We start from the raw sequence: 15,333 nt of genomic DNA, 5'->3' as shown, positions 1-15,333 counted from the left end.
TCTCCGGTGATTGATTATGGACTTTGCGGCACAGGCGGATGTTACGCGGGAGACGTTCTGGACGATTAGTCCGGTCGGCGAGGCGCTCTTCTACGGGCTCGCCGCCATCGCGTCGCTCGTGTTCCTCTACGGGGTGTACGAGCGGTTCGCCCGCTACGCGAAAGGTGGTGAAGACCCGTTCGACCGGCTGTCAGACCTGCCGGGACGGACGGTTCGGGCGGCGAAAGTGGTGTTCTCCAACGAGAAGCAGTTCGAGCGCGACCGGTTCGCCGGCGTGATGCACGCCTTTATCATGTGGGGCTTCCTGACGCTCCTCATCGGGACGACCATCCTCGCCATCGACATCGACGTGTGGCGACGGGTGACGGGCAGTTCCTTCTTCGTCGGTGACTTCTACCTCTCGTACTCGTTCGTCATGGACCTCATGGGGCTGTTGTTCGTCGTCGGCGTCGGGATGGCGCTGTGGCGGCGCTACGGGGTTCGACACCCGCGGCTGTGGGGCAAACACACCGGCTTCGAGGACGCCGCGTTCGTCTGGACGCTCTTTTTCCTCGGCGTCGGCGGCTACGTCCTCGAAGGTATCCGCATCGTCGGCACCGAATTCCCCGAGTTCGAGACGGTGAGCTTCGTCGGCTACTTCGTCGCCCTCGTGTTCGACGCCGGGGGCATGAGCCAGGGCCTCGCACAGACGCTCTACTGGTTCGGCTGGTGGTCCCACGCGCTCCTCGCCTTGGCGTTCGTCGCGGCCGTCCCCTACGCCAAGCCGCTGCACATGCTCACCTCCTTCGCCAACGTCGTCACCGCCGACGAGAAGGCGGGCACGCGCCTCCCGAAGGTGCCCGCGGACACGCCGCCGGACGAAATCGGCTACGTCTCCGAGGACGACTTCTCGTGGAAGGCGATGCTCGACATGGACGCCTGCACGAAGTGCGGCCGCTGTACCGACGCCTGCCCGGCGAAGGCCTCCGGCCGCAACCTCGACCCGCGGGACGTGATTCTCGACCTGAAGACCTACCGCGAGTCGGTCGACGCCGGCGGCGACTCCATCGACATCGTCGCGGACGGCGGTACCTCCGTCGTCGACGCCGAGTCGATGGAGTCCTGTATGGCCTGCATGGCCTGCATGGACGCCTGCCCGGTCGATATCGAACACCTGACGCACTTCACCGAGATGAACCGCCGGCTCACCGAGACGGGCCAACAGCAGGAGCCGGTCCAGGAGGCGATGATGAACATCTTCCAGAACGGCAACGCCTTCGGGGACCCCCAGCGCAAGCGGCCCGACTGGACCGACGACCTCGACTTCGAGGTGCCCGACGCCCGCGACGAATCGGTCGAGTTCCTCTGGTACGTCGGCGACTACCCCTCCTACGACGAGCGCAACCGCGCCGTCGCCCGCTCTTTGGCCCGCATCTTCGAGGAGGCGGGCGTCTCCTACGGCATCCTCTACGAGGACGAACAGCACGACGGAAACGACGTGCGCCGTGTCGGCGAGGAGGGACTCTACGAGATGCTCGTCGAGGACAACGCCGCCGCGATGGCCGACTGCGAGTTCGACAAAATCGTCTGCACCGACCCGCACTCGTACAACACGTTCAAAAACGAGTACCCGGAGATGGACGACTCGTTCGATTACCCGGTGTACCACTACACCCAACTGGTCGAGCGCCTCGTCGGCGACGACCGCCTCGGCCTCGCGGGCGACGAACTCGCCGCCCAGACGGTGACGTACCACGACCCGTGTCACCTCGGACGCTACAACGGCGAGTACGAAGCGCCCCGCGAGGTCATCCGCGCGACCGGCGTCGAACTCGCCGAGATGCCGCGCAACCGCGACCAGTCGTTCTGCTGCGGCGGCGGCGGCGGCGGCCTCTGGATGGACCACGACGAGGAGTCGAAGCCGTCCGAAGAGCGCCTGCGCGAGGCGCTCGACGACACGACCGGCGGCGTCGAACGCTTCGTCGTCGCCTGCCCGATGTGCGCGACGATGTACGAAGACGGCCGTAAGACCGGCGACTACGAGGAAGCCATCGACATCGTGGACATCTCCGAACTCGTCGTGGAGGCGCTCGACGCGAAGGCCGCCGCGACGACCGAGACGGGGACGGACACGACGCCCGCGTCTGCCGACTGAGTCGGCGGCGCGGCTGTGCTATTCTGTCCTATTCTATTCCAAGTCCAAGCGGTCGATGGACTCGCGGATGACGCCCGCCGACTCGCGGAGCGCGGCCGTCTCGGCCTCCGAGAGGTCGAACTCGTGGACGTCCCGGACGCCGCGTTGGTTGACGGTACACGGGAGGCTCATGTAGACGCCGTCGATGCCGTGTTCCCCCGAGACGAGCGTCGAGACGGTGAGGATGGAGTTGTCGCCGCCGAGGATGCGCTCGGTGGTCGCGGCCACCGAGCGGGCGACGCCGTAGTTCGTCCGCTCCTTGCGCTCGATAATCTCGTAGGCGGCCTCGCGGACCTCCTCTTCGACGCGGGCTTTGAGCGCGTCGATGTCGTCGACGCCGTGGCTGGTGGCGTACGACTCGAACGGGATGCCGCCGAGGTTCGCTGAACTCCAGACGAGTACCTCGCTGTCGCCGTGCTCGCCGACGACGTAGGCGTGGACGTTCGCCGGGTCGAGATCGAACTCGCGGCTGAGCGAGTGGCGGAACCGCGACGTGTCGAGGACGGTCCCCGACCCGATGACGCGCTCGGCCGGCAGGTCCGACACCTTCCACGTGACGTACGACAGCACGTCGACGGGGTTGGTGACGATGAGCATCACGGCGTCGTCGTTCAGCCCCTCGGTAATCTGCGGAATCATGTCGGCGAAGATGTCGGCGTTCCGCTCCATCAGGTCGAGGCGGGTCTCGTCCGGCTGCTGGCTGGCACCGGCGGTGACGATGACCACGTCGGCGTCCCAGCAGTCCTCGTAGTCGCCCGTCCGCACCCGGACCGGCGACGTGAAGTACGCGCCGTGGTTGAGGTCCATCGCCTCGCCCTCGACGCGCTCTTCGGCGATATCGACGAGGATGATTTCGCCCACGAGACTGCTCTCCATCAGCGCGAACGCCGTGCTCGACCCGACTGCGCCGGCGCCGCCGACCACCGCGACCGTACCTTTGCCGCGTTCAGTGCTCATACGGGTCGTTCGAGCGACGGATTGATAAAAATAAACCCCTGTTTCGAAGAACTGGGAATACTACTTTTGTAACAGATGATAATTTGTTAGATACGGGTCGATAATGACACATTTTTCGAAAAGTGGTGAATACGGAGAGCGGTCGAACCCTCGTGCGGTGACCCGGCGGTCGGCACCCGATTGGCCTATTCGCGGTCGTACTCCTTCTTGAAGCCGCGGAACTCGGTCCGGTGGGCCTCCTCGTCGGCGAGGATGGTCACGGCGAGGTCCTCGGTGACGGGGTCGTTTGCCTCCTCCGCGGCGTCGATGAGCGCGCGGTAGGTCTCGATGGCGTCCTCCTCGGCCGTGAGGACGCCGTTGATGACGGCGAGCACGTCCGTGCTGTCCTCCGGGGGCTGGAGGTCGTGCTGGCGCGCCTCGAAGGACGCCGAACCCGGCGGCTTTTCGTCGAGCTGCTTCAGCCGGTTACCCAGCTGTTCGGCGTGGGTGAGCTCCTCTTGAATGTCGGTCTGGAGGGACTCCTTTATCTCCTCGGCCCGGACGCCGTCGAGGACGATGGAGTTGGTCATGTAGTTCATCACGGTCTCGATTTCGTCCTGATAGGCGCGCTTCAACAGCGCGGTTACGTCCTCAGACATAGCGGCTTCGTATTGACGCTCTGGCAACAAATAGCTGTTCGCCGCGGCGAGTCGGACGGGCGGTCGACCCGTCGGCATCGGTGAAAGTCGGCGTCTGAGACGGGTCGACGGCGCGGCTCAGTCCTCGAGCGCGACGAGTTCGACGACGTAGCCGTCGGGGTCCTTCACGAACGCCGCGCGGGCGTTCGCCGGGTCGATGTCGACCGGCGGCTTGACGACCTCCGGCGACTGCGCCTCGACAATATCCTCGAACGCGCGGTCGGCGTCCGCGACCTCAATGGCGACGTGGTCGATGCCGGCGGGTTCGACGCGCGCCGCCGAGGTCGGGTCGTACTTGAACTGCAGTTCCATGTCGGTGTCGTCGCTGCCGACGTAGACGTTTCTGACGCCGTCGAGTTCGAACTCGTTGGTCCGTTCGAGGCCGAGGTCGGCGTAGAAGTCGAGCGTGGCGTCGATGTCCGAGACGACGAGGGCGGTGTGGATGAGACCCATGACCGACGCGACGCGGCGGGGAGAGATAACGTCTGGTCTTCGCGTCAGGCCTGCCGCGAGGCGTCCACGTCGATGGCGTCGACGGGACAGATGTCGACACAGAGCATGCAGTCGATACACTGGTCTTCGTTGGTCGGTTCGACCTTTTTCTCGCTCACCGGGTGATCCGGCGTGTCGACCCACGTGAACACGTCGACGGGGCAGTTTTCGAGGCACGCGCCGTCCGCGAGACAGATGTCGTAGTCGACGGCGACGTGGGTGCCGTGGATGCCGAGTTTCGCCGGCGGTTCGACGGGCCCCCAGACGGCGACGCCGTTTTCCTCGCCCGCACGTTCCCGGTTCTGGTCGAAGTTCGAGTCGATAGCCATCGCCGGGCGTTGGCCGTACCGCGTACTAAAACGTCCGCATCGCGACGCGAGAACTCGGAGATGGAGTCGGGGTCGAAGTCGGTGGTTGGGGCGGGGTCGGTCACCGAGACGACCGGGACGCGTCGGCGGCATCACCGGAGAACGCGGCCGCTCGGGGACCTCGGAAGCGAAAAAAGCCAGCGGGCGAGCGTCGGGCGGGCGACTAAGCCCGCGCGGCCTCGATGTGTTCGAGGACGCGCGAGATGTGGTGGTCGTCCCGAGCGGGGGCCTGTGTCCGATAGGTTCGGAGGGCGTCTACGAGATAGTCGAGTTCGGCGCTGTCGAAATCTTCGTCGCCGGCCTCGACCCGCGCGAGCAGGCCGGGGGCCGGCGTCGGCTCTTCGTCTGCATCGACCGCCCGCTCGATGGCGTCGAGCAAGGCGGCGTGGACGACCCACGTCTCTTCGCGAGACAGGTCGAGCGCCGTCGGACGGTCCTGGGCCGATGTGGTCATTGTGGGGCCTCTATCGTAACCTATGGGCGGGGAGATATAAATGTATGTGTACTGTTGTCATGCGCCACGCACGACCGCGAAAGCCACGGGGGCGTCCGCTCCCGAGCCCTAGTGGAATGCTTCGATTCCCGTCAGGTCAGCGCCGAGGACGAGCGTGTGGATGTCGTCGGTCCCCTCGTAGGTGTAGACGGTCTCGATGTTCTCCATGTGGCGCATCGGCGAGTAGTCGGTCGTGATGCCGTTGCCGCCGAGCATCTCGCGGGCGGTTCGGGTCACCTCGCGGGCGACGCGGACGTTGTGGCGCTTCGCCATCGACACCTGTTGGTGTCGCAGGTCGCCGCGCTCTTTCAGGTCGGCGAGGCGGTGGGCCATCAACTGCGCGTTCGTGAGTTGGGTCGCCATCTCCGCGAGTTTGCCCTGCTGGAGTTGGAACCGCGCGATGGGGCCGCCGAACTGGTCGCGGTCTTTCGCGTACTGACGGGCGTCCTCGAAGGCGTCGCGCGCCGCGCCGACGACGCCCCACGCGATGCCGAACCGCGCCTGCGTGAGACACGACAGCGGCCCTTTCATCCCCTCGACGCCCGGGAGCACGTCCTCCTCGGGCACGCGCACGTCGTCGAGGCCGATTTCGCCCGTGACCGACGCGCGCATGGAGAGTTTCCCCTCGATTTCGTTCGTCGTCACGCCGTCGCGGTCCGTCTCGACGAGGAACCCGCGGACCGGCGACCCCTCGGCCGACGCGTCGCGCGCCCAGACGACCGCCACGTCCGCGACGGGCGAGTTCGTAATCCACGTCTTCGAGCCGTTGAGGACGTAGCCGTCGGCGTCGCGCTCGGCGCGGGTCTCCATCCCCGACGGGTCCGAGCCGTGTTGCGGTTCGGTCAGGCCGAAACAGCCGACCGCCTCGCCCGACCCGAGTTTCGGGAGCCACCGCTGTTTCTGCTCGTCGGAGCCGTAGGCGTGGATGGGGTAGATGACGAGCGACCCCTGCACGCTCGCCATCGACCGGAGGCCGGAGTCGCCGGCTTCGAGTTCCTGCATCAGGAGGCCGTAGGCGCGCTCGCCGAGACCGGGGAGGCCGTAGCCGTCGAGGTTGGGCGCGTAAAAGCCGAGGTCGCCCATCTTCGGGATGAGGTCGGTCGGGAACGTCCCCGCCTCGTAGTGCTCGCCGATGTCGGGTTTGACCTGCTCGTCGACGAAGCGACGGGCCTCGTCGCGGACGAGTTTCTCTTCGCCGGTCAGGTCGCCCTCCAATTCCAGATAATCGAGCATGATAGACCCTGCGCCCGGCGCGGTGAAAAGCGATTCGCTCGGTCGGGATTCGGGGGAGACGGACGACCGAAAAGTCGGTGACGAAAGCGGGCAGGGTGCGACTCGGCAGCAGGTCGAGCGCGACTCGGCGGCTCGGATGCGACTCGGAAACGGCTCGCGGCTGTCGGAACGCTCAGGCCGCCGGTTCGACCGAGCCCGCGTTCGTCCGGGTCACGTAGGTGACGAAGTTGTCGAACAGGCGCTTTGCCTCGCAGGCGGCGGCGTAGTTCTCCGGCGTGATGCCGTCGACGACCGAGCGAATCCGCTCGTCGGGGAGGAAGTCCTTCTGGCGGGCGATGGCTTCTGCGGTGTCGGTGTCGTACTCGGGGTGGAACTGGACGCCGAAGGCGTGGTTCCGGCGGAACGCGTGGACGCCGAACTCGTTTTCCGCGAGGAGTTCCGCGCCCGACGGGAGTTCGGTCACCCGGTCGCCGTGGGAGGTGAAGACCGTGAAGCGCTCGTCGATGCCGGCGAGGATGTCGCCGTCGTCGTCGGGGCGGGTGCGCTCGATTTCGTTGTAGCCGAGTTCGAACGCGCCCATGTCCTCGACGGTGCCGCCGAGGGCCGCCGCGACGACCTGATGGCCGAAACAGACGCCCAAGAGGGGAAGGCCGCGCTCGTCGGCGTCGGCGACCCACGACACGAGATTTCGAATCCACGCCTCGTCCCAGTAGACCGACGACGACGACCCGGAGATGACGACGCCGTCGTAGTCGAAGTGGCCGGGGAGGCGGCCGTCGGTCACGTCGAACTCGACGAGGTCGGCGTCGAGTTCGCGTCGGAAGTTTCGTGACGTGCTCGAATCGCCGTGGGAGGCGTCCAAGAACGCGAGTCGCGGGCGAGTCATCGTGGAGAGACAATCGGTGCGGCTCTAAAGAAGTTGCGCCCGGAACGCTCACTGCCGGCATCTGCGACGGGGCGCGTCGGCGGCGGCCGCGGGGAGAGCGCCCGACAGCGACGCTCAGTCGTCGTCGAGCGATTCGAGAAAGGAGACGAGCGCGTCGTTGACGAGCCGCGACCGCTCGACGGTGACGAGGTGGCGCGCGCCCGCGAACGACTCGAACTCGCCGCGCGGGAGTCCCTCGGCCAGCGCGCGACCGCCTTCGACCGGCCAGACCGGGTCGTCGTCGCCGTGGAGGACGAGCGTCGGGACCGTCACCTCGTACAGCGGGCCGGCGTCGTAGTGGGCGACGGCGGCGGCCTGCGCGGCCCACGCCTCGGGGCCGGCGTCCTCCCGTTGACGCCACGAGACGAGTTGCTCGACCACGTCAGGCTGTTCCGCGCGAAATTCTTCGGAGAGCGCCGGCGCGAGCGACTCGCGGAGCGCGGCCGGGTCGTCGGGCGCGGCAGAGAGCGGGTCGGGGTCGATACCCTCCCCGGAGGCGGCGGTGCCGACGAGCGTGAGGCTCCGAACGCGGTTTGTCGTCCGCGCGGCCTCCAGCGCGACCAGCCCGCCGAGGCCGAACCCGACGAGGTGGGCCTTCCTGACGTTCGCGTCCGCGAGGACGGCCACGAGGTCGGAGACGAGCGTTGCGACCGAGTACGGTCCCGCGGGCGCGTCGGAGCGGCCGGCCCCGCGGAGGTCGGTCACGAGGCTCTCGTAGGGCCCGGCGACGGCGGCGTGCTGCCACCCCCACTGCCACGCGCCGTAGCCCGCGTCGCCGACGAAGGCGACCGTCTCGCCGTCGCCCTCGCTGTCGTAGTACAGTTCGACCCCGTCCGCGACTGCCGTGGGCATACCGGGGGCTCGGCGGGCGAGCGACTTAGGGCGTCCGTCTCGCGGACGCGAAGCGAGCGAAACCGAACGTGAACGCGAGCGCGACCGCGAACGCGAGCTCGTCGGCGTCGCGCGACCGACTCAGGCGTTCAGGCCGTTCAGGCGTTCAGGACCGTCCGAAGCACGTCGGGGGCCTCGTCGAGCGCGCCGTCGAGCGCGTCCACGTCGGGGCCGCCGCCCTGCGCGAAGTCCGCGGGACCGCCGCCGCCGCCGCCGACCTTGCCGGCGAGTTGACCGACGACCTGCCCGGCGTTGATGCCTACGCCGTCGGGGACGCCGACGACGAACTGGGCGCTGCCGCCCGCGGCGGAGCCGAGAACGGCGACCGTCCCCTCTTCGACCAGCGCGTTCGCGGTCGCGCGGAGTTCGTCCGCGTCGCCGTCGAGGCGCTGGACGACGGCGGGCGTGCCGTCGATGTCGATTTCGTCCGCCCCGGCCGCGGCGCGCGCCTCGGCGAGTTCCGTCTTCAGGCGGTCGATGGTCTTGCCGCGGGCCTTCCACTCGGTGAAGAAGCGCTCGGCCGTCTCGGGCACGTCCGCGGGGTTCACGTCGAGCACGTCGGCCGCGCCGTACAGCGCGTCCTCGGTGCGCTGGGTGGCCTCGACGGCCGCGTCGCCCGCCGCGAAGACGACGCGCTCGACCCCGTCCTGCACGGGCTCCGTCGTCAGCACCTTGATGGCCCCGATGTCGCCGGTGCGCTTGACGTGGGTGCCGCCGCAGGCCTGCACGTCGCTGCCGACGTGGATGAGGCGAATCTGCTCGCCCGGCGGGATACCGCCCTGATAGAGGTCGAAGCCGTACTTCTTCTCGGCGTCGCGGCGGTCCGGCCACTCCTGTTTGACCGGGATGTTCCGCATCACGATTTCGTTGGCGACGCGCTCTATCTGCTTGACCTCCTCGCGGGTGATGCGCTCGTAGTGGGTCACGTCGAGCCGCGAGCGGTCGACGCCCTTCGACGCGCCGGCCTGCCGGATGTGGTCGCCGAGGACCGTCCGGATGGCGTGACCGATGACGTGAGTCGCCGTGTGGTGGCGCATGAGCCGGCGGCGGCGCTCGGCGTCGAGCTGGCCGCGGACGAACTCGCCCTTACCGGGGTCCTCGTCGGTTCGGTGGAGCACCACGTCGCCCGCGATTTGCACGTCGGTCACTTCGACCGTCGTGTCGTCGGTGGCGAGCGAGCCGTGGTCGGCGGGCTGACCGCCGCCTTCGGGGTAGAACATCGTCTGGTCGAGGACAACGTCGTAGCCCTCCTCGCGCTCGAACACGTCGAGGACGACGGCCTCGAACTCGGTGCGCTCCTGGTCGTCGTAGTAGAGCTTGTCCGTCGCCGGCAGGTCGCCGAGGCGGTCGTCGCGCTCGTCGGCCTCGCCCTCGCCGTCGACCTGCTCGTGGCGGTCGGCGACGAGCGAGTAGAAGTCGTCGGGGATGTCGACGGTCGCGCCGCGCTCTTCCGCGATTTCCTGCACCATGTCGGGCTGGATGCCGTGGGAGTCGTACAGCTCGACGAGCTCGTCGAGCGGGATGGGCTCGTCCGTGTCGGCGTAGTCGTCGGCGAGCTGCTGGACCTTGCGGGAGCCGCGTTCGAGCGTCTTTCTGTACTTGCGCTCCTCGCTGCGGACGATGTCGCGGATGGTGTCGCGGTTCTGGTAGTCGAGGCGCTCGGCCTGCATGTCCACGAGTTCGTCGAGCGGAGCGTCCACGCCGAGGTTGTCCACGAGGCGCTTGGTGCGCCGGAGAACCATGCGGGCGAGGTAGCCCGTCCCGACGTTCGAGGGGACGATGCCGTCGCCGAACATGTACGCGAGGGTGCGGCAGTGGTCCGCGATGGCGTAGATGTCTTCGAGCGGGCGGAGCAGCGAAGTGAGTTCCGCCTCGTCGACGCCGAGTTCGCCCGCGACCTCGGCGCGCGCGGTGGCGAGGTCGTCGATTTCGTCGATGTCGAGGTGGCCCGAGAGCTTCGCCGCGCGGTGGATGAGCTCCTCCTCCTCGTCGGTGTGTTCGATGCCGACGTTGTCCTTCAGGAACTCGATCATGTCGGGGTAGACGGCCTCGTACACCGTCGGCGTCCCCTGCGACACCCACGTCCACCGTTCGAGCCCGTAGCCGGTGTCGACGATGTAGGTGTCCATCGGCGAGTAGGTGTTGCCGTCCTTGAGTTCGTAGTCGCCCTCGGGGTCCTGCTTCATCGACATGAAGACGAGGGTAGCGAGTTCGGCACCGCGGTAGAGCACCTCGAAGGCCGGACCGGCGTTGCCGCCGCCGACCCACGGGTCCTCGATGTAGGTGATTTCGGAGATGTCCGCGCCGAGCGACTCGAAGAACTCGTCGCAGAGCCGAACCGTCTCGTCTTTCCAGTAGACCTCGCCCTCGTAGGCGTACTTGTCGCCGGCCTCCTCGCGGGCGTTGAACGCGTGGTGGGCCATCATCTCGAACGCCATCGTGTGGCGGCCGGTCTTGCCCACGTTGTCGATGTCCTGCATCCGGATGCAGGGCTGGGAGACGGTCAGCGGGTTGGCCGGCGGCGGCGTCTCGCCGGACGTGACGAGCGGCTGGAAGTCGTAGATAGATGCCTGCGTCAAGAGCACGTCGTCGCGCCAGCGGTTCGCGGCGACCGGGTAGGGGTCGATGCGCTCGTGGTCGTGTTCCTCGAAGAAAGAGAGGAACTTCTCGCGCATCTCTTCGAGGGTGTACTCCTCGTCGAAGCCGGGGTTGTCGATGAAGGTGTAGTCGTCGGCGGGCGGTTCGCCGCAGGTCTCGCGGTCGGGGTCTCGTGTCCAGAAGTGGACGCCCGTCACGGGGCATTGCTTCCGGTAGAAGCCCTCCTCCTCGAAGTAGTCGAGGCGGTACTCCGCTTCGAGTTCGCTCATTGCCAAACTCTGGTCTACCGTCGGGTAAAACAGTTCCGGGAAATGGACGCAGACGCCCGATTCCCCACAGTTTCGCCCGCACGGGCCGCGTCGTTCTTCTCCCACCCGAGCGAACGAGGAGTATGGAACTCGCTTCGCTCCGGCGGCGACCGGCGGTCGAACTGCTCGCGTGGGTCGCCCTCGCGCAACTCGCGGGCGCGCTCGGGAGCGTCTTCACCGTCACCGACGCGGGGTCGTGGTACGCGACGCTCGCCCGCCCGTGGTTCGCCCCGCCGAACTGGGTGTTCGGCCCGGTCTGGGTGACGCTTTTCACCCTGATGGGCGTCGCCGCGTGGCTCGTCTCCCGGCGCGACCACCCCCGCCGCGAGCGGGCGCTCGCCGTCTTCGTCGGCCATCTCGTCGTCAACGTCGCGTGGTCCGCGGCGTTCTTCGGACTGCGGTCGCCCGCGGTCGGCCTCGCCGTCATCGTCGTCCTCCTCGCGGCGATTCTGGCGACGACGCGCGAGTTCGCCGCCGTCAATCGGCGCGCCGCCGCCCTCCTCGTCCCCTATCTCCTGTGGACGTGCTTCGCCGCCGCGCTCAACTACGGATTCTGGTCGCTAAACTGAGGAATCCGGCGAGGTCAAAGCGCCGCGCCGCCGAATCGGACCGCTCGCGGCGCGTTCTTGCTCATTGAAAACATGCCGCAACGATTATAGTTCTCGTTGCCCTCCAATAGGGGGACTGCCGTGCACGCGACGGACCCAACGGTTTTCGTGGACGACGACTTCGACGATATCGACCTCGGTGACGGGGTCACGGTGGCGTCAGCGAGTGACGAGAACGACCCGAGCGACGCGGCGTGCGTCGTCGTCACGGACCCGGACGCCGAGGTACCCCGCGACGTGCCGACGATTCTGTACACCGAGGCGTCGCCCGAGGCCGTCGGGCGGCCGGCCCGATTCGACGCCTACGTCAGCCGCGGCGACCGCGCCGGACTCGAAACGCAGGTTCGCTGGGCGCTGTCGTCGGCCGGTTTCGCGAGCGAGCACGACGACAGTGCGGAGGACGGAGCGGTGACGGGTTCCCGAACCGACGCCGAGTGGGACCGGCTCAAACGGCTCTACGAGGGGACGACCGACCTCATCGCCGCCGAGACGGTCGAGGAGTTGTACGAGCGAGCCATCGGTCTCACGGACCACATCCTCGAATTCGACAACACCTCGTTTTTCCGCCACGACGGCGAGGGCTTCTCCGTCGTCGCCAACGACGACGACGTGGCAGAAACGGGCCCGATTTCGACCGACATGGGCCTGCTCGGGGAGACGTACCGGACCGGCCGCTCGTTTCTCGTGGACGACGTGCGCGACCACCCGGTAGCCGACCCCAACGACCCCGCCTATCGCTCGGCGGTGAGCGTCCCCGCGGGCGACGACGGCGTGTTCCAAGCCGTCTCGAACGAGGTCGGCGCGTACGACGAAACCGACCGCACGCTGGCCGAACTCCTCGTGTCCTACGTCTCCGAGACGCGGAGTCGCATCGAGTCCGAAGCCGCCGTCAGAAAGAGCCGCGAGCAGATAGAGCGACTCCACCGAGGAGCCACCGAACTGGCCGCGGCGACGAGCCTCGACGAACTGTTCGAACAGACCGTCGAAATCACCGACGACATCCTCGAGTTCGACATCAGCTACGTGGGCGTCGTCGAGGACGGTTACATCGTTCCGGCGGCCATCTCGTCGGACGCGCCGGCCGACGGCGCGGAGCGCGTCCCGCTCGACGACGGCGGCATCGCGGCCGAGGTGTACCTGTCGGGGAACACGGACATCACCGACGACGTGCGCGACCACCCCGAGGCCAGGCCGGTCAAGCGGATGTACCGCGCGGTCCTGAGCGTCCCCATCGGGGACCTCGGCGTCTTTCAGGCGACCACGTTCACCCCCGGCGCGTTCGACGAGCGTGACGCCGAACTGGCCGAACTCCTCATGGCGCACGTCGCGGTCACGGCCGAGCGCATCCGCGCCGAGTCGCGGCTCCGCGAGGAGCGCGACCGCTCGACGGCGCTGTTCGAACACGTCTCCGACGCCGCCGTCGCCTACGACGTGGAAGCCGGCGCGGTCACCGTTCGCGACGTGAATCGGGCGTTCCAGTCGGCGTTCGGCTACGACGCCGACGACGTGGTCGGCAGCGACCTCCTCGGGCGAATCATCCCGCCGGAGCCGGAGCCGGACCCGGTGCCGGAACCGGAGGCCGACGAGACCATCCCCGAACTCCTCGTCGACACCGGCGAGAGCTACCGCGGAGAGGTCCGCCGCCGAACCGACGACGGCGTCCGCGAGTTCATCCTGAACGTCGTCCCGCTGTCGCCCGGCGAGGAGCGCGGGGCCGGCTACGCCATCTACACCGACATCACGGAGCGGAAGACCCGCGAAAGCGAGCTAGAGCGACAGAACGAGCGCCTCGAAGAGTTCGCGAACATCGTGAGCCACGACCTTCGCAACCCGCTTTCGGTCGCCCGCGGGAACCTCGACCTCGCCCGCGAGACCGGCGACGAGGTGCGGTTCGACACCGCCGAGCGGGCGCTCGAACAGATGGAAGAACTCATCGACGACCTGCTGTCGCTCGCCCGCCGCGGCCAACTGGTCGACGAGACGGAGCGCGTCGACCTCGGGGCGGTCGCCCGGCAGGCGTGGGCCACCACCGACACCGCCGACGCCGAGTTGGTCACCAGCCAGTCGGTCGTCGTCGACGCCGACGAGGACCGCCTCGCCGAACTGCTTGCCAACCTGTTTCGGAACGCCGTGGAACATGGTTCCACGGGCAACCAGACTGCGTCTGGTGACGCCGTCGAACACGGCGGCCGCGACGTGCGCGTCGAGGTCGGCGGCGTCGACGGCGGCTTCTACGTCGAAGACGACGGCCCCGGCATCGAGCCCGAGCGCCGCGACGAGGTGTTCGAGCCGGGCGAGACGACCGGCGAGGACGGCATCGGCTACGGGCTGGCCATCGTCCAATCCATCGCCGAGGCCCACGGCTGGTCGGCCATCGTGACCTCCGGGACGGCGGGCGGCGCGCGCTTCGAGTTCCGGGCGTGACGGGCGAGTGAAAACGAGTGGAGAGACCGGAGAACACGGCGGCCGACGCGGTCGATTCAGGTCAGGTCAGTTCTGCGAGAGCGCGAGCGACGCGAGGAGCGCTTCGAGCTGGACCTGCTCGTTCGCGCCCTCGGAGATGCGGTAGTCGGCCTCGCCGATGCGCTCCATGAGGCGGACGGCGTCGCGCTCGTCGAGGTCGAACTCCCAGACCGAGCGGTGGAGCTGGTCGATGATGTCGCCGCCGGCCATCCCGGTGTCGACGATGAGCGTCTCCAACTGCTTACGCGCGGCCGTGAACTCGCCGTCGATGGCGGCCCGGACCATCTCCTCGATGTCCTCGGGGCGGGCGGTCGAGGTAATCATGTAGACCGCTTCTTCGTCGACGACCTCGCCGGTCGTCGCGGCGGCCTGCAGGGAGTTGATGGCGCGGCGCATGTCGCCGCCGGCGGCGTAGACGAGCGCGTCGAGGCCGTCTTCCGTGACCTCGATGTCCTCGGCCGCGGCGATGTCGCGGACCTGCTCCGCGACGGCGTCGTCGCCGAGTGGGGAAAACCGGAACACCGCGCAGCGCGACTGGATGGGGTCGATAATCTTCGAGGAGTAGTTACACGAGAGGATGAATCGGGTGTTGTCGGAGAACTGCTCCATCGTCCGGCGGAGCGCCGACTGCGCGTCGTTCGTCAGCGAGTCGGCCTCGTCGAGGAAGATGACGCGGTAGTCGTGGCCGCCGAACGACGAGCGCGCGAAGTTCTTGATGCGGTCGCGGACCACGTCGATGCCGCGCTCGTCGGAGGCGTTGAGTTCGAGGAAGTTGCCGCGCCAGTCGTCGCCGTAGATGGCGCGGGCGATGGCCGTCGCGGAGGTGGTCTTGCCGACGCCCGCCGGCCCCGCGAACAGGAGGTGCGGCAGGTCGTCGCGCTCGATGTAGCTGCGCAGGCGCTCGACGATGTCGTCCTGCCCGTAGACGTCGTCGAAGGTCTGCGGTCGGTACTTCTCGATCCAGATTTCACGACCCGTCGGGGCGTCGCCCGACTCCGCGGCCTCGCTCATATCCGTTCTACCGACCGCCCCGCACATAAACCGTGCGAGACGGAGAGCCGAACAGACACCGCTCCGGCGGCGGGCCGAACGCCGGGGCGCGAGGCCGCCGGGGCGGCCGAAGCCGACGGACTGAAACCCGCGCCCG

13 protein-coding genes are annotated in these 15,333 nt (G+C 68.0%); 3 read left to right on the top strand and 10 right to left on the bottom strand.

The window, feature by feature from the left end; all coding sequences use genetic code 11:
* Nucleotides 1-16: 16 nt before the first annotated feature.
* Nucleotides 17-2,134 carry a (Fe-S)-binding protein gene (locus C458_RS14540; protein ID WP_008576812.1) on the top strand — a complete coding sequence of 706 codons (2,118 nt, stop codon included), beginning with the start codon at nucleotides 17-19 and terminating at the stop codon, nucleotides 2,132-2,134.
* Nucleotides 2,135-2,167: 33 nt separating this feature from the next.
* Here the strand turns inward: C458_RS14540 and C458_RS14535 are convergent, their stop codons facing one another.
* The 9 genes from C458_RS14535 to alaS all read right to left on the bottom strand — a co-directional run bounded on the left by C458_RS14535 (nucleotide 2,168) and on the right by alaS (nucleotide 11,076).
* On the bottom strand, nucleotides 2,168-3,130 hold the full coding sequence (locus tag C458_RS14535) for an L-lactate dehydrogenase (RefSeq protein WP_008576811.1): 963 nt from the start codon (nucleotides 3,128-3,130) through the stop codon (nucleotides 2,168-2,170).
* Between the two features lie 185 nt (nucleotides 3,131-3,315).
* Entirely contained in the window at nucleotides 3,316-3,768 is a 453-nt protein-coding gene (locus C458_RS14530) for a ferritin-like domain-containing protein (protein WP_008576810.1), read from the bottom strand.
* A gap of 117 nt (nucleotides 3,769-3,885) precedes the next feature.
* The gene (locus tag C458_RS14525; RefSeq protein WP_008576808.1) at nucleotides 3,886-4,260 is read right to left on the bottom strand and encodes a VOC family protein; all 375 of its coding nucleotides are present in this window, start codon (nucleotides 4,258-4,260) and stop codon (nucleotides 3,886-3,888) included.
* 44 nt (nucleotides 4,261-4,304) lie between these two features.
* A complete protein-coding gene (locus C458_RS14520) occupies nucleotides 4,305-4,628 on the bottom strand; it encodes a ferredoxin family protein (RefSeq protein WP_008576806.1) in 324 nt (107 codons plus the stop codon).
* A gap of 202 nt (nucleotides 4,629-4,830) precedes the next feature.
* Nucleotides 4,831-5,121: a hypothetical protein gene (locus C458_RS14515; protein WP_004065541.1), complete on the bottom strand. Its 291-nt coding sequence runs from the start codon at nucleotides 5,119-5,121 to the stop codon at nucleotides 4,831-4,833.
* Between the two features lie 108 nt (nucleotides 5,122-5,229).
* Entirely contained in the window at nucleotides 5,230-6,393 is a 1,164-nt protein-coding gene (locus C458_RS14510; protein ID WP_008576803.1) for an acyl-CoA dehydrogenase family protein, read from the bottom strand.
* A 172-nt stretch (nucleotides 6,394-6,565) separates the two neighbouring features.
* A complete protein-coding gene (locus tag C458_RS14505) occupies nucleotides 6,566-7,279 on the bottom strand; it encodes a type 1 glutamine amidotransferase (RefSeq protein WP_008576801.1) in 714 nt (237 codons plus the stop codon).
* A gap of 114 nt (nucleotides 7,280-7,393) precedes the next feature.
* Nucleotides 7,394-8,170 (bottom strand): alpha/beta fold hydrolase, encoded by a 777-nt coding sequence (locus C458_RS14500; protein ID WP_008576799.1) that lies wholly within the window; start codon nucleotides 8,168-8,170, stop codon nucleotides 7,394-7,396.
* Between the two features lie 137 nt (nucleotides 8,171-8,307).
* The gene (alaS, locus tag C458_RS14495) at nucleotides 8,308-11,076 is read right to left on the bottom strand and encodes an alanine--tRNA ligase (RefSeq protein WP_008576797.1); all 2,769 of its coding nucleotides are present in this window, start codon (nucleotides 11,074-11,076) and stop codon (nucleotides 8,308-8,310) included.
* 122 nt (nucleotides 11,077-11,198) lie between these two features.
* On the opposite strand from alaS, the gene C458_RS14490 reads away from it, so the two are divergent.
* A complete protein-coding gene (locus C458_RS14490) occupies nucleotides 11,199-11,684 on the top strand; it encodes a TspO/MBR family protein (protein WP_006600778.1) in 486 nt (161 codons plus the stop codon).
* A 147-nt stretch (nucleotides 11,685-11,831) separates the two neighbouring features.
* The gene (locus C458_RS14485; protein WP_008576796.1) at nucleotides 11,832-14,147 is read left to right on the top strand and encodes a GAF domain-containing sensor histidine kinase; all 2,316 of its coding nucleotides are present in this window, start codon (nucleotides 11,832-11,834) and stop codon (nucleotides 14,145-14,147) included.
* A 66-nt stretch (nucleotides 14,148-14,213) separates the two neighbouring features.
* Here C458_RS14485 and C458_RS14480 read toward each other — a convergent pair whose 3' ends face one another.
* Nucleotides 14,214-15,197: a replication factor C small subunit gene (locus C458_RS14480; protein ID WP_008576795.1), complete on the bottom strand. Its 984-nt coding sequence runs from the start codon at nucleotides 15,195-15,197 to the stop codon at nucleotides 14,214-14,216.
* Between the last annotated feature and the right edge of the window lie 136 nt (nucleotides 15,198-15,333).

This window comes from Haloferax sp. ATCC BAA-644, assembly GCF_000336975.1.
Classification (GTDB): Archaea; Halobacteriota; Halobacteria; order Halobacteriales; family Haloferacaceae; genus Haloferax; species Haloferax volcanii.
This window is presented reverse-complemented; position numbering and strand designations above follow the sequence as displayed.